At 39.9% G+C, this 17174-nt stretch carries 19 protein-coding genes; 8 read left to right on the plus strand and 11 right to left on the minus strand.

Annotation, left to right across the window (positions count from 1 at the left end; genetic code table 11):
• The first annotated feature begins 3 nt into the window (after positions 1 to 3).
• From PH210_RS15160 to PH210_RS15170, 3 genes are all read left to right on the plus strand, one after another.
• Positions 4 to 972 carry a carbohydrate ABC transporter permease gene (locus PH210_RS15160; RefSeq protein ID WP_289986634.1) on the plus strand — a complete coding sequence of 323 codons (969 nt, stop codon included), beginning with the start codon at positions 4 to 6 and terminating at the stop codon, positions 970 to 972.
• Positions 972 to 1799 carry a carbohydrate ABC transporter permease gene (locus tag PH210_RS15165; protein ID WP_289986637.1) on the plus strand — a complete coding sequence of 276 codons (828 nt, stop codon included), beginning with the start codon at positions 972 to 974 and terminating at the stop codon, positions 1797 to 1799. The genes PH210_RS15160 and PH210_RS15165 overlap by 1 nt, the downstream gene beginning before the upstream one ends.
• 72 nt (positions 1800 to 1871) lie before the next feature.
• Complete coding sequence (locus PH210_RS15170) at positions 1872 to 3170, plus strand: ABC transporter substrate-binding protein (protein ID WP_289986639.1); 1299 nt, start codon at positions 1872 to 1874, stop codon at positions 3168 to 3170.
• A 115-nt stretch (positions 3171 to 3285) separates the two neighbouring features.
• Here the strand turns inward: PH210_RS15170 and PH210_RS15175 are convergent, their stop codons facing one another.
• The 6 genes from PH210_RS15175 to PH210_RS15200 form a co-directional block, all read right to left on the minus strand.
• On the minus strand, positions 3286 to 4671 hold the full coding sequence (locus tag PH210_RS15175; RefSeq protein WP_289986640.1) for a sigma-54 interaction domain-containing protein: 1386 nt from the start codon (positions 4669 to 4671) through the stop codon (positions 3286 to 3288).
• A 96-nt stretch (positions 4672 to 4767) separates the two neighbouring features.
• Positions 4768 to 5553, minus strand: a complete 786-nt coding sequence (locus tag PH210_RS15180; RefSeq protein WP_289986641.1) for a 3-hydroxybutyrate dehydrogenase — start codon at positions 5551 to 5553, stop codon at positions 4768 to 4770.
• An 18-nt stretch (positions 5554 to 5571) separates the two neighbouring features.
• Complete coding sequence (locus PH210_RS15185) at positions 5572 to 6225, minus strand: 3-oxoacid CoA-transferase subunit B (RefSeq protein WP_289986642.1); 654 nt, start codon at positions 6223 to 6225, stop codon at positions 5572 to 5574.
• A gap of 15 nt (positions 6226 to 6240) precedes the next feature.
• Complete coding sequence (locus PH210_RS15190; protein ID WP_289986644.1) at positions 6241 to 6942, minus strand: CoA transferase subunit A; 702 nt, start codon at positions 6940 to 6942, stop codon at positions 6241 to 6243.
• A gap of 69 nt (positions 6943 to 7011) precedes the next feature.
• Positions 7012 to 8448 (minus strand): GntP family permease, encoded by a 1437-nt coding sequence (locus PH210_RS15195; RefSeq protein WP_289986646.1) that lies wholly within the window; start codon positions 8446 to 8448, stop codon positions 7012 to 7014.
• Between the two features lie 391 nt (positions 8449 to 8839).
• Positions 8840 to 9229, minus strand: coding sequence for a globin domain-containing protein (locus PH210_RS15200; RefSeq protein WP_289986648.1), 390 nt, complete (start codon positions 9227 to 9229; stop codon positions 8840 to 8842).
• 193 nt (positions 9230 to 9422) lie between these two features.
• Here PH210_RS15200 and PH210_RS15205 point away from each other — a divergent pair, with 193 nt between their 5' ends.
• Together PH210_RS15205 and PH210_RS15210 are read left to right on the plus strand one after the other, a co-directional pair.
• The gene (locus PH210_RS15205) at positions 9423 to 9770 is read left to right on the plus strand and encodes a DMT family transporter (RefSeq protein WP_289986649.1); all 348 of its coding nucleotides are present in this window, start codon (positions 9423 to 9425) and stop codon (positions 9768 to 9770) included.
• A gap of 1 nt (position 9771) precedes the next feature.
• A complete protein-coding gene (locus PH210_RS15210; RefSeq protein ID WP_289986651.1) occupies positions 9772 to 10086 on the plus strand; it encodes a DMT family transporter in 315 nt (104 codons plus the stop codon).
• Between the two features lie 58 nt (positions 10087 to 10144).
• Here PH210_RS15210 and PH210_RS15215 read toward each other — a convergent pair whose 3' ends face one another.
• The 4 genes from PH210_RS15215 to PH210_RS15230 form a co-directional block, all read right to left on the minus strand.
• Complete coding sequence (locus PH210_RS15215; RefSeq protein ID WP_289986652.1) at positions 10145 to 11581, minus strand: glycoside hydrolase family 1 protein; 1437 nt, start codon at positions 11579 to 11581, stop codon at positions 10145 to 10147.
• Between the two features lie 124 nt (positions 11582 to 11705).
• The gene (locus tag PH210_RS15220) at positions 11706 to 11933 is read right to left on the minus strand and encodes a hypothetical protein (RefSeq protein WP_289986654.1); all 228 of its coding nucleotides are present in this window, start codon (positions 11931 to 11933) and stop codon (positions 11706 to 11708) included.
• Between the two features lie 111 nt (positions 11934 to 12044).
• Positions 12045 to 12533: a hypothetical protein gene (locus tag PH210_RS15225; protein ID WP_289986656.1), complete on the minus strand. Its 489-nt coding sequence runs from the start codon at positions 12531 to 12533 to the stop codon at positions 12045 to 12047.
• 161 nt (positions 12534 to 12694) lie between these two features.
• Positions 12695 to 13447, minus strand: a complete 753-nt coding sequence (locus tag PH210_RS15230; protein ID WP_289986658.1) for a GNAT family N-acetyltransferase — start codon at positions 13445 to 13447, stop codon at positions 12695 to 12697.
• A 129-nt stretch (positions 13448 to 13576) separates the two neighbouring features.
• Here PH210_RS15230 and PH210_RS15235 point away from each other — a divergent pair, with 129 nt between their 5' ends.
• Together PH210_RS15235 and PH210_RS15240 are read left to right on the plus strand one after the other, a co-directional pair.
• Positions 13577 to 14098 (plus strand): DinB family protein, encoded by a 522-nt coding sequence (locus PH210_RS15235; RefSeq protein ID WP_289986660.1) that lies wholly within the window; start codon positions 13577 to 13579, stop codon positions 14096 to 14098.
• A 221-nt stretch (positions 14099 to 14319) separates the two neighbouring features.
• The gene (locus PH210_RS15240; RefSeq protein WP_289986662.1) at positions 14320 to 14748 is read left to right on the plus strand and encodes a VOC family protein; all 429 of its coding nucleotides are present in this window, start codon (positions 14320 to 14322) and stop codon (positions 14746 to 14748) included.
• Between the two features lie 46 nt (positions 14749 to 14794).
• Here PH210_RS15240 and PH210_RS15245 read toward each other — a convergent pair whose 3' ends face one another.
• Complete coding sequence (locus PH210_RS15245) at positions 14795 to 15673, minus strand: LysR family transcriptional regulator (RefSeq protein WP_289986665.1); 879 nt, start codon at positions 15671 to 15673, stop codon at positions 14795 to 14797.
• A 108-nt stretch (positions 15674 to 15781) separates the two neighbouring features.
• Between PH210_RS15245 and PH210_RS15250 the strand changes: the two genes are divergently transcribed.
• On the plus strand, positions 15782 to 16873 hold the full coding sequence (locus PH210_RS15250; protein ID WP_289986667.1) for a citrate synthase/methylcitrate synthase: 1092 nt from the start codon (positions 15782 to 15784) through the stop codon (positions 16871 to 16873).
• Positions 16874 to 17174: the final 301 nt, after the last annotated feature.

Genomic DNA, 17174 nt, shown 5'->3' on the forward strand with positions numbered 1-17174 from the left:
TCAGTGAATAACGAAAGTAAGTTAGAAAACGTTAAGGGCGCAGCCTTTAAAAGTCAAGCAAACACGAAAGTTTCGGAATCAGTTTCACTAAGAAATAAGAAGAAGCTAAAGGATGCAGGGTTATATACTTTATTTGTAGGACCAGCCTTTTTAGCTTTTGCCATTATTGTCTTAATCCCTTTCTTTACAGGAATTTATTATGCCTTTACTGACTGGAATGGGATTACAGGTGATATAAAATGGGTTGGATTGGATAATTTTAAATACTTATTTACCGAGGACAAACAATTTCAACAGTCCTTCCTGCTGACAACCAAATATACGGTTGTGGCGATTATTTTAACAAACATTTTGGGATTTGGGTTAGCACTTCTAGTCACGCAAATGTTAAAAACAAGAAACATCCTGCGAACCGTTTTCTTTATGCCAAATATGGTTGGAGGTCTTTTACTAGGATTCATCTGGCAGTTTATTTTTGTAAAGGGATTTGCTTCTCTTGGACAGTTAACAGGGATTCCTTTTTTCGAGTTAGCATGGTTAGGGGATGCAAATACGGCCTTTTGGGGAATTGTTATCGTTAGTGTATGGCAGGGTGCGGGTTATATCATGATCATCTATATAGCTGCCTTGCAAAACGTTCCCCAGGAATTAATTGAAGCGGCGAAAATTGACGGAGCAAATAGATGGCAGATTCTCCGCCATATCACAATGCCCCTTGTAGCACCAGCGGTTACGATCTGTTTATTTTTAACCACTGCTTCATCGTTTAAGATTTTTGACGCGAACCTTTCATTAACAAACGGCGGTCCGTTCAAATCAACCGAAATGTTAGCACTAAACATTTATACAGAGGCCTTCGTCAATAACCGCTACGGTATTGGTGAAGCAAAGGCATTAATTTTCTTCATCGTCGTTGCAGCAATTACCGTGCTTCAAGTAACGATTTCGAAGAAGAGGGAGGTTGAATCATAATGATGAACAAGTATACCGGCAAGACATTTATCGGCGAAATCTTTGCCATCCTGCTTGGACTTGTCTTTCTCATTCCGTTTTATTATTTGATTTCAAACTCCTTAAAACCCTTTGCAGAAATATTATCGAATACCTCAGCATTGCCAAAGGTGTTGATGCTCGACAACTATATTAATGCTTTTGAAAAATTAGATTACCTAAGAGTATTTACGAATTCTCTTATTATTACCGTAATAAGTAATGTCGTTCTTGTTATCTTTTGTTCTATGGCAGCATATATGCTGGTCCGAACAAAAAGGAAAATCAGCAATGTGATTTTCATGACCTTCGTTGCAGCGATGATCATTCCGTTTCAATCGATTATGATTCCACTCATTAAAACAGCTGGTAACCTTGGCATGCTGAATACCATCTGGGGACTTGTCATCATGTACTTAGGTTTTGGCTCTGGGATGACAATCTTCTTATACCACGGATTTATTAAAGGAATTCCGGTTGAACTTGAAGAAGCAGCGATTATCGACGGCTGTTCTAGGTTTGGCGTGTTCTGGAGAATTGTTTTCCCATTATTGAAACCGATTACGGTAACGATTATCATCCTAAACAGCCTATGGATATGGAATGACTATCTATTACCATCCCTGGTTCTTCAGGATCCTGGTTTAAGAACGATTCCATTAGCAACCTTCTTCTTCTTCGGCCAGTACACAAAGCAATGGGATTTAGCACTGGCAGCACTTGTACTTGGAATCATACCTTTGTTAATTTTCTTCTTTTCAATGCAAAAGCACATTATCAAGGGAATCACTAGCGGTTCAATTAAGTAACAACCTCTGCTGTCTGAATTACAGACAGCAGAGATTTATAAAAATAAAATTTATTTTTCGGAGGGAAACCAAATGGCTTTCAAAAAATATTCAATTGCAGCGGGTATTTTATCAGCATCACTACTTTTAGGTGCATGCGGCAACTCTGACAGTGCATCCGGAACTAAAAAAGACAGCGGCAGCAAGGACGGAAAAGTAGTTGTTGATATCTTTAACGGTAAGGTTGAAATCGCCGATCAATTGAAAGCGTTAACAGATAAGTATACAAAAGAGCATCCAAATGTAACATTTAATATTGAATCAGTAGGAGGCGGCGCTGATGGTGCGGCAGCTCTAAAAGCAAAGTTCGCCTCTAACAAAGCACCTGATATTTTCGGTAACGGCGGCTATCAAGAAGCACAGACATGGAAAGATAAATTCGAAGACCTTTCCGATCAGCCATGGGTTAAGGATGCTTATCCAGATGCATTAAAACCTATGACGATCGACGGAAAAATTTACGGCCAGCCTGTTAATATGGAAGGTTATGGATTTGCGTTTAACAAAAAGCTATTTGAAAAGGCAGGAATTACAGAACTTCCAAAAACTTTTTCAGAGCTGGAAGCTGCTTCTAAGAAGCTTAAAGCTGCTGGCATCACTCCTTTCTCTGTCGGCTATGCAGAGTGGTGGGTTTTAGCGAACCATGGACTGAACGTTCCTTTTGCTTACGAGCAAGCTGATGATGAAAACTTCATTCCTGGGTTAAACGAAGGTAAATCTAAAATTGAAGGCAACAAATACTTTGAAGACTACTTCAAACTTGTTGACTTAACTGTGAAATATGGTAATAAGAATCCATTAACAACAGACTACAATACAGAAGTAACCCAATTTGCTAACGGCGAAACAGCGATGATCCAACAAGGTAACTGGATTCAGCCAATGCTTGATAAATTAAACCCTGGCATGGAAGTTGGATTCATTCCTCTTGCTCTTACAGATGATGCTGCTCAAGCAGATAAGCTAATGGCTGACGTGCCAACTAACTGGGTTGTTTATAACAAAGCACCTAATGCTGACAAGAAAGCAGCAAAAGATTTCTTAAATTGGATGGTTTCTTCAGAAGAAGGTAAATCGGCATTAGTTAAAGAATTCAAATATATCCCTGCCTTTAAAACAATTGAAGCAAAAGCAGAAGATATTGGGCCTCTAGGCGCAGATATTCAGAAATATTCTAAAGAAGGCAAGACTTACTCTTGGCAATTCATGAAATATCCTGATGGTGCAGGTCAAGAATTCGGTGCAACCCTTCAAGCATATGTTGGCGGCCAAAAGTCTAAAGAAGAAGCGATGAAAGCTTTAGATGCAACATGGGCTAAATTGAAAAAGTAATTGTAAAAGAAAAACATTGGTGTCAGGCACCACAAAAAGACAAGTGTCCACTATACACAGACACTTGTAGATTAGGAATGCGAAAAGGCTCTTCACTTCGAGTGAGGAGCCTTTTCTATATTCCGTACAATTTGCATTTATCATAAAAGCTTGTTTTGCCTATTTCTAAAAGCTTTGCTGCCTCTAGCTTATTACCGTCTGTAACTGCTAAGGCATGGAGAATCGCTTGTTTTTCAACTAAAGCTAATGTTTCCTTTAATGGCTTTACCGAATTATCGGGCTTTTGTTGTGGCTGGATATAGTGATCCACTTCAAGGTCGCGGAGATAAAGCGGCAGATGATGTATTTCAATGGTTTCACCATCTAAAACATTGATGGCCCGCTCCAGGACATTCTCCAACTCACGGATATTACCAGGCCACTTATGCTTTTGCAATCTATCTATTACATCTGCAGACAGCACTGTGCTTTGCCGGTGGAATCTCTTTCCAAGCTTTGTTAACAAGCTTTTAGAAATGAACTGGATATCTTCCGTTCGCTTTTTCAGCGGTGGAATTTCGATTTTTATTACATTTAAACGATAATATAAATCCTGTCGAAATGTTCCTTCTTGTACCATTTTGTCTAAATCTCTATGGGTAGCGGCAATAACCCGAACATCAACCGGAATTGATTTTTGTCCGCCGATTCGCTGGACTTCTTTTTCCTGTAATACGCGAAGGAGCTTACTTTGCATCGAAAGAGGCATATCACCGATTTCATCAAGAAAAATCGTCCCATGGTGGGCAGCTTGAAATTGTCCCTTTTTGCCTCCTTTTTTGGCCCCAGTAAAAGCCCCTTCTTCATATCCGAATAATTCGGACTCAAGCAAATGCTCTGGAATAGATGCGCAATTTATAGGCACAAATGGGAAGTCGGCCCTGCTGCTATTGTTATGAATGGCATGAGCAAATAATTCCTTCCCCGTGCCTGATTCACCTAATAACAAAACTGATGAATGGCTTCCGGATATTCTTTCAGCTAATTGTTTTGCACTTAAAAATGCAGGGCTGCCTCCGATTAGATCATCAAAGTTATATTTACTTTCTTTTTCGAATCGATTTTTATAATATTTCAGTTCTTCTACAAGTGACTGGATTTTGGATTGATATTGCCGCCATTCTTCGGGGTTGCGAAACATCACCGTTCCAAGCGCCCCGACTAATTTCCCTTCGACGACAAGCGGGAAGCGGTTCGCAATCATTTCACTTCCATTAATCCGCTGTACAGCCGCCAATTCTGCCTGTCCTGTTTTCGCGACGATATGCATACGGGTATTTTCAATGACTTCATTAACATGCTTTCCAATCGCATTTTCTACGGTAGTTCCAATAAATTCACAATAGGCTGCATTTATATATATGATAATCCCCTGACTATCCACAATGACAATTCGTTCTGCTGCAAGATTAATAACTTCCTCAAGCCAGTTATGGGGAATTTGCTCAATTCCTACCTTCATTCACATTCTCACCTTTTTGATAGTGTTAATTCTATTATAGCAAAAGACTTGCCAGAAACTTTTAAAAAATAAGAAAAGAACCCGGTATAGGTTCTTCTATTGAACAGTATATCCTCCATCAAGTACCACTGCTTGCCCGGTAACTCCCCTTGCTTTTTCACTTGCTAAAAAGACAGCATAGTCGGCAATTTCCGAAACAGATAATAGCCTTTTTTGCGGGACCAGCGGGTAAATCACTTCTTCTACGACTCTCTCAAATGGGACATTTCTTGTTTTCGCCAGGTCTTGCAGCTGGTTTTGAACGAGCGGTGTATCGACATAGCCAGGACAAAGGGCATTGACGGTTATCCCATGCTCAGCGCCTTCTAATGCTGCCACTTTTGTTAAACCGATCACTCCGTGTTTCGCACTGTTATAGGCCGCCTTACCAGCAAAACCAATCAGACCGTTTATAGACGCCATATTGATGATTCTTCCATAGCCCTGTTTCTTCATGAGCGGTAAAACATTCTTGATGCCAATAAACGGTGCCGTCAGCATTACATCCACCAACAGCTTAAACTTTTCTGTTGGGAATTCCTCAATAGGTGATACATATTGAAGACCCGCATTATTGATTAAAATATCGATACTTCCAAAAGATTGATAGGCTATATCGATACTATTTTTATAGGCCTCTTCATCCGTTACATCACAGGGTGCAGATAGGGCATTAAATCCTTGATTGTTCAACTCATCTGCTACTTTATGACATAATTCCTTATTCAAATCTGAAATTACCACTCTTGCTCCTTCTTCAGCAAAAGCTTTTGCAATTTCCAGTCCAATGCCGCTTGCTGAACCGGTTATAAAGGCGGTTTTTCCTTCTAATAGCTTCCCCAATTCGTGCACTCTCCCTGTTTATTGTTGGTTTGACATAAGCTGCGGGCTTACACTAAAACCTGCTTCCGTTTTTTCCTGCACTTCTTTTATGGTGGTTCCTTCCTGCAATTCCGTTAACACCATTCCTTCTTCATTGAAATCAAAAACGGCTAAATCGGTAATAAGGCGATGGACAACCTTTTGACCGGTCAAAGGAAGTGTACAGTCCTTCTTTATTTTGGATTCACCATATTTATTTACATGTTCCATAATCACTACTACCCGCTTTGCTCCGTTGACAAGATCCATGGCTCCACCCATGCCTTTTATCATTTTCCCTGGGATCATCCAGTTGGCGAGATCCCCTTTTTCTGATACCTCCATGCCGCCAAGAATGGCTAAATCAATATGGCCGCCGCGGATCATCGCAAAGGATTCGGCACTATCAAAGTAAGAAGCCCCCTGTACAGCAGTTACTGTTTCTTTTCCTGCGTTGATTAAATCTGGATCGACATGTTCTTCGTCCGGATAAGGACCTATACCTAATAAGCCATTTTCTGATTGCAGTAACACACTGTATTCCGGCGGGATTTCATTGGCCAGCAGTGTCGGCATCCCAATCCCTAAATTAACATTCATGCCATCCTCAATTTCCTGCACTGCCCGTCTAATAATTTTATGGCGAACATCCATTAAAGATTCTCCTCTCTATGCTTGAATAACCGTCCTTCTTTCAATTCTCTTTTCGTATAATTCTCCTGCAAGTACACGCTGGACATAAATGCTTGGTGTATGAATATGGTCGGGATTGAGCTCACCAGCGCCGACGATTTCTTCTACCTCTGCAATGGTTACCTTTCCAGCCATTGCGGCCAGCGGGTTAAAGTTTCTTGCCGTTTTGTCGTACACTAAATTCCCTAACCAATCCCCTTTCCAAGCCTTCACTAGTGCAAAGTCACCAACAATCGCTTTTTCAAGAAGATAGGTTTTGCCGTCAAATTCTTTAAGTTCCTTTCCCTCAGCAATAGGTGTTCCGACCCCTGTAGCCGTATAAAAAGCAGGGATGCCGGCACCGCCAGCACGGATACGTTCAGCGAGTGTCCCCTGGGGCACAAGTTCCACCTCTAATTCCCCGCTTAAAAATTGACGTTCGAAAATCTTGTTTTCCCCTACATAGGAAGAAATCATTTTTTTAATTTGCTTATTGGCAAGTAATAGGCCGAGGCCCCAATCATCGACACCACAGTTATTGCTCACTATGGTAAGGTCCTTAACTCCTTTATCTCTTAAAGCTAAAATTGCCTTTTCTGGTATCCCGCAAAGACCGAACCCGCCTACAATGATGGTGGCTCCGTCATGAATATCATCAATAGCTTTTTCAAATGAATCAATTACTTTTCCCTTACTCATTCCGTTATCCTCCTTTTATAAATTTAAACTTTCTAAACAAGCGGCCGCTTATTTCGAAAGTTTTTTAATTTAGACAATGCCCGTTAAAGAATAAACGGCAATGATAAAGAATACTGCCAGGGTTTTGATAATCGTAACAGCAAAAATATCACGATAAGACTGACGATGGGTAAGTCCCGTTACAGCAAGTAATGTAATAACCGCTCCGTTGTGCGGAAGGGTATCCATACCGCCGGATGCCATGGAAATGACTCGGTGCATAACTTCAGGCGGAATATTGGCTGCTGCAATTGCTTGATTATATTTTTCAGCCATCGCACTTAGGGCAATTCCCATTCCCCCTGAGGCAGAACCAGTAATCCCTGCAAGTGTAGAGGTAGTAACAGCTCCATTTACGAGCGGGTTTGTAAAGGTATTCGAAATCCCGTCACTGATAGCTGTAAATCCTGGCAATGCCGCAATGACGCCGCCGAAGCCATATTCGGCACCCGTATTCATCGTAGCAAGCAAGGAGCCGCCGATACTTGTGTTTAGTCCCTCTTTAAAGTTTTTCGTGACCCGCTTCCAGTCAAATAAAATAGTAGAAATAATACCAACCACTAACGCCATTTCAACGGCCCAAATCGCCGCTACCGCTCCAACATCGACAACACCAAAAGCCTTTAAACCAATCTGGGAAAAATCAAATCCGTTTGGATACCACTTCGGTATATTGGTAACAAAAACTTTGTTCATAACCCCTACAAGAATAAGCGGAACAAACGCTAAAATTTGTTTTGCTGCTGACTGCTCCGTTGAGAAGTTGGCTGCAGGTTCTTCTTTTTTAGCGAGATTTTCAGCAGCAGATGCCGTCTCATTACCAAATCCGAAATAGCCCTCTCCAGCTTTTTCGGCCTTTTTCCTTCTGGATTCTAAGTATAAAAGCCCAAGTATCAAGACGAATACTCCGCCAATGATCCCTAACAATGGTGCAGCATAAATGTCCGTTTTAAAGAAGGCAATCGGAATAACGTTTTGAATTTGCGGCGTACCCGGCAAAGCATCCATTGTAAAGGTAAAGGCACCTAACGCAATCGTTCCAGGAATTAACCTTTTTGGAATATTCGCTTCCCTGAAAAGATGGGCAGCAAACGGGAAAACGGCAAAGACGACCACGAACAAGCTTACGCCGCTATACGTTAATATCGCTCCTAATAACACAATCGTTAAGATGGCTCGTTTCGCGCCTATCAGCTTGACGATTGTTTTGGCGATGGACTCTGCCAGCCCTGACATTTCAACAACCTTTCCAAAAATAGCCCCTAATAAAAAGACAGGAAAATAGTTTTTAATAAAGCCGACCATCTTCTCCATAAAAACATTAGAAAAGAATGGCAATACATAACTTGGTTCGGTTAGTAAAACCGCAAATAGTGCGCAGATTGGTGCAAATAAGATTACGGAAAAACCTCTGTAGGCAACAAACATTAATAGGCCTAAGGCCAAGAGTATAACGATTAAATCCATGAAAATCCCCCTTGTTCATTTTTATAGAAAGCGGTTACAAAAGATTTCAATCCTCCTTACAGAAAATTCCCCTTGCACTATTATTAATTGCAAGTTCCGTGCCATTTTTATAATAATTTGAAAATTAGGTTTTTAGACTCTTCGCGGCGGTGGATTTCCGTTTTTGCGGAAAAAAGTTAGTTTGCTGAGTCCGGAAATCAGGAAAATTCCGTTTTTGCGGAACATTGAGAGGGGATTCTACAAAATGGATGGGAATTCTACAAATTTGAGAGGACAATCTCCAATTTCAAAGGGATTCTACAAAATTCAAAAAGTTATTCTACAAAACTCAACCTATACTTTCTAATTACTCCCTTCATAAAAAAACATGTCCAGTTAATCTGAACATGTTTCATTTATCCGGACTATTTACCATAATTCCTGCTACTTGGGTTAAGCGGTCATAAAAAGCTAAACCTGCTGGGTTTTGATCAAGGCCAATTTCCTCAAAAGCTTCCTTCATACAGCGAAGCCAGCATTGTGCCCTTCTAGGTGTCACCTCAAATGGCAAATGACGTTCTCTCATCGCCGGCGGGCCAAATTCCTGGCTGTAAAGAGCTGGTCCCCCTAAGAATTGCGGCAGGAACATCCGCTGCTTACGCTTGATTTCTTCCATATCCCCTTCAAATAACGGCCTTAATTCCGGATCAGCATATACCCATGGATAAAAAGCATTGACAAGCTGATCGATTGTTTCTTGTCCGCCGATTTCACTATAAAGAGTTTTAAATGCGTATTCCAATTTCCTTCACCATCCCTTTTGATGTTTTTCTTATTCCCATAATTATAATTGTAAAAATATATGTCTTTTGTGATATAAATCACGCTTTATCCCAGTTTGAAATTATTTTTTTAGATAGTTATGGTATTCTAAAATAGGTTAAACCTCAAAATAAATTAACTTGAAGAAGTAAGTCAGCAAGAGGTGGGTTTTATTGAATAAAGCGTGGATATATGTAGCGTTAACTTGTTTGTTTGAATTAATGTGGGTATACGGGTTCAATGTTGCCGATAGCTGGTGGCAGTGGGCAATCATTATTGGAATTATTTTAACCGATTTTTATTTTCTGCCCAAAGCATGCCAAAGCCTCCCAACTGGCACTGTTTATGCTATTTTTTCAGGAGTAGGAACCATTGGAACGGTTTTAATGGATGTCTTCCTTTTTGGTCAGAGTTTCAGCGGTGCAAAAGTTCTGTTTGTTGTTATTATCATTATGGGCGTGATTGGCTTAAACCTTGCTGATAATCAGCAGGAAGAAGCAGCTTTAAAGGGGTCTGCCTGATATGGGCTGGATATTGGTGGTTTTAGCGGCCACGTGCGAGATAATCGGTGCGGCAGGGCTAAAATTATATAGTAAACGGAAATCCATTCGCAATGGAATCCTCTATATAGGGGGCTTTGGTGCTTCTTTTGGTTTCTTGTATAAATCCTTCCACTATTTACAAGTTAGTATCGCCTATTCGGTATGGATAGGAATTGGAACGGCCGGTGCTGTTGCTGTTAACATGTTTCTTTTTGGAGAATCTAAAAGCTTGGGACGTGTAATAAGTGTTATGATGATTATCATTGGTGTAATAGGGTTAAGAGCACTTTCATAAACAATTAAAAAGAGCCTGCCTTTTACGGAATACCGTTTAGGCAGGCTTTTTGCAAATTTTATAATTGTTCTCCATTTGAAGCAATAACGTCTTTATACCAGAAGAAGGACTTTTTCTTTCTGCGTTCTAATGTACCGCTGCCGTCATCATCTTTATCAACATAGATGAGACCGTAACGCTTTGAGAACTCTCCTGTTGACATACTTACTAAGTCAATACATCCCCAGCATGTATATCCCATCAGTTCGACTCCATCTTCAACGGCTTCTCTCATTGCCATGATGTGGTCACGCATGTACTCAATGCGATAGTCGTCGTTAATTGTTCCATCTTCCTCAACATTGTCATACGCACCTAGTCCATTTTCTACAACAAATAGTGGAACTTGATATCTGTCATATAATTCGTTTAATGTAATACGCAAACCAATCGGGTCAATTTCCCATCCCCAGTCACTCGCTTTTAGAAAACGATTTTTTACTCCGGATAGAATATTTCCCTGTGCTGCCTCTTCTTCGGTTTTTTCCTTTTTCTCTGTTACTGACATATAGTAGCTGAAGCCAATATAATCAACCGTTCCTTGCTTAATTAACTCCAAATCCCCATCTTGAATTTCTAACTCAATATTATGCTCCTTAAAATAGCGCTTGATAAAAGCAGGATACTCCCCCCGTACCTGGACATCCGCACAATAATAATTATGCAGCTGGTTCTTTTTAAGAGCATACATCACATTTTCAGGATTGCAATCGTAAGGATATACCGGTGCGTATAAAATCATACAGCCGATTTTAGCATCTGGGATTATTTCATGGCATCGCTTTACTGCAATACTGCTTGCGACGAACTGATGGTGGTAAGCTTGGAAAGTAGATTGATATTTGTCTTCCTCTTTATGTATAGCAAAACCAAGTCCCATTATCGGGAAGTGCAAGCCGCTGTTTATTTCATTAAATGTCATCCAATATTTCACTTTACCTTTATAACGAATGAAAATTGCTTGTACATACCTTTCAAAGAAGGTCACAACCTGACGATTTCTCCAGCCGCCATATTCTGTTACAAGGTTGACCGGCATTTCATAATGGGAAATTGTCACAACTGGTTCAATTCCATGTTTGTGCAATTCATCAAAGACACGATCATAAAAAGCAAGACCATCTTCGTTAGGAGCTAATTCATCTCCATTCGGGAAAATCCTCGTCCACGCAATAGACATACGGTATACTTTAAAGCCCATTTCTGCGAACAACGCTATATCATCCTTATAACGGTGATAAAAGTCAATTGCTTCATGGTTCGGGTAGCTGTACCTTTCTCTATCAATTTTAAAATCAAAACCAGGTGACAATAAGATTTTTAGTCGCTCTTTCCCACCTGGGAGAACATCGGCAATATTCATTCCTTTGTTTCCTTCATAAAACCCACCCTCCACTTGATTGGCAGCCGTAGCACCGCCCCATAAAAATCCTTCTGGGAATCTTTTGTTTTCCATAGCTTTCACCTCAAAAAAGTATTTTCTAAACAATAAAAAACCTAAAACTAATCATAAGTGCATTAGTCTTAGGTTTTGCCTTATTGAACAGTAACAATCCTACTTTATAAACGAATAATTCATATTATTTTTTCGTCCAGTAGGCTAATCCAAACAAAATTAAAGATAGGACACCAATCCATCTAAACAATCCCTCTGCATCACCTGCGAACATTGCTATGCTTGGTAATAAAAGAGCAATTCCGCTCAACAAAAAGGCTATCCAGGACTTTTTCAAAATACCCAAAATAAACAGCAGAATGGATGCAGCAATCAATAGCCAATAAACAATACCCACCAAGAAGAAACTCAACCTTCTCCCCCCTGTTACATTATCTATTTTTCTATTTATCGTATGCACGGTTGAGTATGGATGAGAATTTCCTAAAAATAAAACACCACAATAAACTTGTGGTGTTCCTATTTATGAAAATATCCTTTGCAGAAGCGATTTAGGTTTCTTTCGTACTTTTTCAATCGATCCTTGGAATATGTACATTAATACTGATTTTGCCATAAATAAAAGGCTCATTTGATAATGCTTCAAGCGAACGAGCGATACTATTCCCAGCTTGCGTAAAAAATGCATCCCTAAAAATGTAAATGGGACATCTATTATTAGATTTACTATAAGATACCGAAAAAAGTTACCAAAGGTCAATTTGAAAATCCATAATGTACCCACAAAGAAGGGTCCCACAATAAAAGGAATTTCTCCCATTACACCGGGAAGCAGTTTATCAGTGAACCGCCACCAGACTCTTTTTCTAGCTAAAATACTTTCCACCGTTACCCATGCTCCCATGAATAGTGCACCTGGAAAAAAGCGTTTAATTGTCCGCTTCCCTAAAAAGGGCACGGATAGCCATGGTAATATCATCAAAACTAGCAGCAACATCTTATTATGCTTCATCTAAGGCCATTCCTTTTTTTCTTTTAATATGCACAAATTGGAAGAATATTATTTATCATTTTTTGAGAAAATATCCTTTCTGAATTTCCACCTATTTTTTGAAAAATAGAACAATTTAGACTAAAACTAAAGGATACCTTTGGACAGGCATCCTTCTATGTTTACCGGAAGTACTTGTAATAGGCTTCCGTATAGGCCGTAATGAGACAGCCATTTTTTTCAAAAACTCTTTGCATTTTTTTATTTTCTAAATGGGTGCTGCCTATATAATGGGTGGCACCCATTTCCTTCAGGTGCCATAACGATTCTAGATGTAAAGATGCACTTAGGCCTTTCCCTCTAGCTTCCGGTAATATTCCAAAGTAGAAAAGCCTGCCTTCATCCTCTGTTCCAGGTTCTATGTGTGGAATGGAAATTCCAATGGGCATTTCTTTTTGAAAGAATACACGGCAGGATTTTCGCCACCTTGCTCCTAATTCGCTCTTTATAGACATTAAATGCTGATCCATAGATAGTGAGGATGATTTATTGTCTGAGCCAATCATACAATGTTCCCAATATCGCATAAATTGTTTTTCCGATAGATCAGGATCCTCTAAGGACTGCCATTGAAAAGTAGTTTCGTATGTTGGTAATTTTGCTAACTCTTTATACACTTCAACCTTAGATGAAAAATGCTCGAACCCATGAATTAAGAGCAAATTTGATAGATAATCAAACCTGTTTACGGCACTGTCTAGAATAACTCCCAGTCGTTCTAAATGATAATCCTCACATACCTCGATTAACGATTTTATGTCTGTATCAGTAATTTTAGCTTTTTCCTTTTGTTCCAAGGTAATATATTGGGGTAATCCATTTAAGACTTTAAATGAATCACTTGCCATTTGCTCTATTTTCGTGATATCAAGCAATATAATCCACACCGTTCTCTTTTTTCATATTTTAATGCATATCTAACACTGATTCCATTAATTCAATTTACATGAAAATTATGGTAGGATTGAGATGTAATTGTGAAAAATCGAGGGGAGAGAATGATAATGCTTCAACGTCCAAATGCAAGTGAGTATCCTGAGTATTATGTTCCTTATGTAAATTCAGTTCCTGAAGGAGACCTTTTGACACTTTTAAAAGAAAATCTTGTGAAGGTTACGGAACTTTTTGAGAATATTTCCGAAGTGGATGCAGAATTTCGCTATGCCCCTGGAAAATGGAGTATTAAAGAAGTTCTCGGTCATATGACAGATACAGAAAGAATCATGAGCTATCGTTTGCTGCGAATTGGCCGCGGGGACCAAACAGCTTTAGCTGGCTTTGACGAAAATGATTATGTTGCAGGTTCGCAAATCAACAGACTGCCTGTTAAAAATATCCTTGATGACTTTATTGCAACAAGAAAAGCAACAATCACCCTGATTGAGAATATGCCGAATAAGGCGTGGGCCAATATTGGATTCGCTAATAAAACAGAAGTCACAGCAAGGGCTGTCTCCTTCATCATTGCCGGACACGAAATCCACCATCGAAACATTATTAATGATAGATACATAGCCGCTCTTTAATGGGTTAAATATTTGAGCATGTGCGTAACTTATTTCCCGCATGCTCTTTTTTTTAAAAATTTTCCTCTTTAACCAAAAATATATTTACGAACAAATGTTCTTTGTTTTATAATTGAAATATCGGTAATAATGAGATGTGGGCCTGCTGCTAATCAGGCTGCCTAATCACTATGTATCGTGCATAGTAATAAAAAAAACTTATGGGCCAAGGAGAGATTTATATGACAGTAAAATTAATTCCTTATTTAGTAATGGACGGAAATGCAAAAGAAGCAATCCAGTTTTACCAAAATGCATTAGATGCACAAGTTCTATTTAGTCAATCTTTCGGAGAAATGCCGGAAAATCCTGAATTTCCACTTCCAGCTGAAGCAAAGGATCTTGTTAGTCACGCCACAATCAAAATTGGTGAAAGTGAGCTAATGTTGTCTGATACCTTCCCTGGCCAGCCTCATCAAAGCGGAAATCAAGTAACCATCTGTATTTCTACAAACGACGCAGAGAAATCCCTCAAATTTTTTAATGCATTAGAAGATGGCGGTCAAGTGGGCATGCCGCTTCAAGAAACTTTCTTTAGTCCTGCTTATGGCAGCGTAACAGATAAGTTTGGCGTAAACTTCCAAATTTTCACTGAAGGCCAGCATCAATAATTATTACGGCCCTGTCCTCCATTGAAGGACAGGGCCGTTTTTTCTATTATAGACGGTAGTTGGAGATGAATTTAAGAAATTCTTTTTGTTTGGAATGATCGTACTTCATGATGGCATATGTGTTTGCTTCAGGCAAATGGATGGTGTGGCAATCCACTTCCAGCAAACTCCCCTCTAATAACTCCCTTCTTACCGTAGATGTCGGCAGGAAAGATACTCCCAATCCCTCAATGATAAACCGTTTCGTAATATGGACCTGAGACACTTTCATCATTCGGACATAAGGATATTTACTTTTTACTTCTCTCGATAGACTTTCCCAATAGCCGGGATGATTATGGGTTAATAAGTAATTCGATGATAAAACCTCTTCCTCATCTAGGGGCGGGGCTGTTTCAGCATCCCTGCCGTCGTGTGGGGCAACAAATATGACTCTATCTTTATATAATAATTCACAAATTAAATCTTGATTTGTGCTATTAAGACATGACAGGCCCAGGTCAACTTCTTCATTTAACACTGCTTGTTCGATTTCTGTAGATTCTATTATTTTCACCGTAATCTCTACTTCAGGATGCTGCTTCGTATAGCTTTTTAAAACATAGGGCAGGATCGTATCTGCAATCAGCGGTGAAATTGCCAATGTTAATTGCGATGTATACCCCTGGGTAAAAGAGTGTAAATCCTCCAGTCCGCCTTGATAAACGTCTAGCAATCGCTTAGCGTGAACCAAATATCTCTTCCCCACTTCCGTCAGCTTTATCTTTTTGCCTTCCCGACTAAACAAAAGTATCCCTAGCTCTTTTTCCAGTTGCTTTATATGAACCGTTACGGAGGGCTGTGAGATATACAGGATTTCTGATGCTCTTCGAAAATTCCCGCACTCGGCAGCTGTTATAAAGGTGTTAAGCCAGTCAAATTCCATTTCTCCACCTCTGATTAATTTTATTAATCAATTAGTTTAATAATATTCAATACTCTTAATCAAGTTAATTCTATAAAATAATACTAAATAAAGAAAGGGGCGAATTTCATGAATGTCCAAAAGGGGTTAAAAGGAATTGTCGCTGCAGAAACACTGATCGGTCATGTGGACGGAGAAAACGGTCAATTAATTTATCGAGGATATGAAATTAGAGAACTAACAAAAAGCTATTCTTTTGAAGAGGTTGCTTATCTTCTCTGGTACGGTTATTTGCCAGATGAGGGCCAATTACAGGGGTTGAAAGACGAGTTGAAACGTAATCGTGAACTGCCGGAGTATCTGATACAAATTATTGATTTACTCCCGCCAAGCATGGATATGATGAGTGTTATTCGAACGGTTATTTCCGCAGAAGGAGGTAATTCCGATTATGAGGGGATTGCGACCATTTCACACGCGATTCGGCTAACTTCCCTCGTTCCCACCATTATCGCCTATCGGAAAAGCCAAATAGAAGGCCGGCTATTTGCACAGCCTCGGGATGATTTAGATCATGTTTCAAATTACCTTTATATGCTTACAGGAGAGGTTCCACTAGGGGCACATGTGGAGGCTCTTGAAACGTATATGATCCTGACGCTTGAGCATGGGATGAATGCATCTACCTTTTCAGCCAGGGTTACGGTATCTACTGAATCAGATATCGTATCTGGGGTGACATCTGCTATTGGTACGATGAAAGGACCACTACATGGCGGGGCACCATCAGGAGTAATTGATCTGCTGAATGAGATTGCCCTTGCCAGAGATGCCGAAAAAGTAATTAGAGAGAAGGTTATGCGCGGGGAAAAATTGATGGGGTTTGGCCATAGGGTTTATAAAACCCGTGACCCAAGAGCCATTGCTTTAAAGACAAAACTGCTGGAACTAGTCGGTGAGGATGAGTGGCTTGATCTTGCGATGAAGGTTGAAGAGGTTGCCATAAAAGTACTAGATGAGCTGAAACCGGGCCGCTCTCTTTATACCAACGTAGAATTCTATGCTGCTGCCATTATGAAGGCACTAGAAATGGAACCTGAATTATTCACCCCAACCTTCACCGCAAGCCGCATGGTCGGCTGGACCGCCCACATCCTAGAACAAGCAGAAAACAACACCATCTTCCGGCCGCAATCGAAGTATATTGGTGCGTTGAAATAGTGGGGTGTTAGTGGGGGGTAGTCAGTGTGGTGTCACAGTGTGGTGTCAGGCACCGCCCGTGGACAAATTCACCTTTTTGTCCACACCGCACGGACAATAATTCATTAAATTTATTTTTTTATTTGGAGTGTGGGTATCATGCTCCTTTTTATTGTCACTTTTTCCTTATAATATTTTGGGTTTTTATGATTCGCTGATAAATTGGTGAAATTCTTTTAGGACCCCTTAATCCGTTGGACACGAAAATGCTTAATTATTACACTAGTAACAAGCAAAATATCGTGAAAGGGGGTCTTTAAAT

Source organism: Paenibacillus sp. BSR1-1, from assembly GCF_030403775.1.
Lineage (GTDB): Bacteria > Bacillota > Bacilli > Bacillales > Cytobacillaceae > Neobacillus.

What these genes read in the sequence shown, in the direction of transcription:
- PH210_RS15165 (WP_289986637.1), top strand. Translation starts at nt 972, where the DNA reads ATGATGAACAAGTATACCGGCAAGACATTTATCGGCGAAATCTTTGCC.
- PH210_RS15170 (WP_289986639.1), top strand. Translation starts at nt 1,872, where the DNA reads ATGGCTTTCAAAAAATATTCAATTGCAGCGGGTATTTTATCAGCATCA.
- PH210_RS15175 (WP_289986640.1), bottom strand. Translation starts at nt 4,671, where the DNA reads ATGAAGGTAGGAATTGAGCAAATTCCCCATAACTGGCTTGAGGAAGTT.
- PH210_RS15185 (WP_289986642.1), bottom strand. Translation starts at nt 6,225, where the DNA reads ATGGATGTTCGCCATAAAATTATTAGACGGGCAGTGCAGGAAATTGAG.
- PH210_RS15190 (WP_289986644.1), bottom strand. Translation starts at nt 6,942, where the DNA reads ATGAGTAAGGGAAAAGTAATTGATTCATTTGAAAAAGCTATTGATGAT.
- PH210_RS15195 (WP_289986646.1), bottom strand. Translation starts at nt 8,448, where the DNA reads ATGGATTTAATCGTTATACTCTTGGCCTTAGGCCTATTAATGTTTGTT.
- PH210_RS15210 (WP_289986651.1), top strand. Translation starts at nt 9,772, where the DNA reads ATGGGCTGGATATTGGTGGTTTTAGCGGCCACGTGCGAGATAATCGGT.
- PH210_RS15215 (WP_289986652.1), bottom strand. Translation starts at nt 11,581, where the DNA reads ATGGAAAACAAAAGATTCCCAGAAGGATTTTTATGGGGCGGTGCTACG.
- PH210_RS15225 (WP_289986656.1), bottom strand. Translation starts at nt 12,533, where the DNA reads ATGAAGCATAATAAGATGTTGCTGCTAGTTTTGATGATATTACCATGG.
- PH210_RS15235 (WP_289986660.1), top strand. Translation starts at nt 13,577, where the DNA reads ATGCTTCAACGTCCAAATGCAAGTGAGTATCCTGAGTATTATGTTCCT.
- PH210_RS15240 (WP_289986662.1), top strand. Translation starts at nt 14,320, where the DNA reads ATGACAGTAAAATTAATTCCTTATTTAGTAATGGACGGAAATGCAAAA.
- PH210_RS15245 (WP_289986665.1), bottom strand. Translation starts at nt 15,673, where the DNA reads ATGGAATTTGACTGGCTTAACACCTTTATAACAGCTGCCGAGTGCGGG.
- PH210_RS15250 (WP_289986667.1), top strand. Translation starts at nt 15,782, where the DNA reads ATGAATGTCCAAAAGGGGTTAAAAGGAATTGTCGCTGCAGAAACACTG.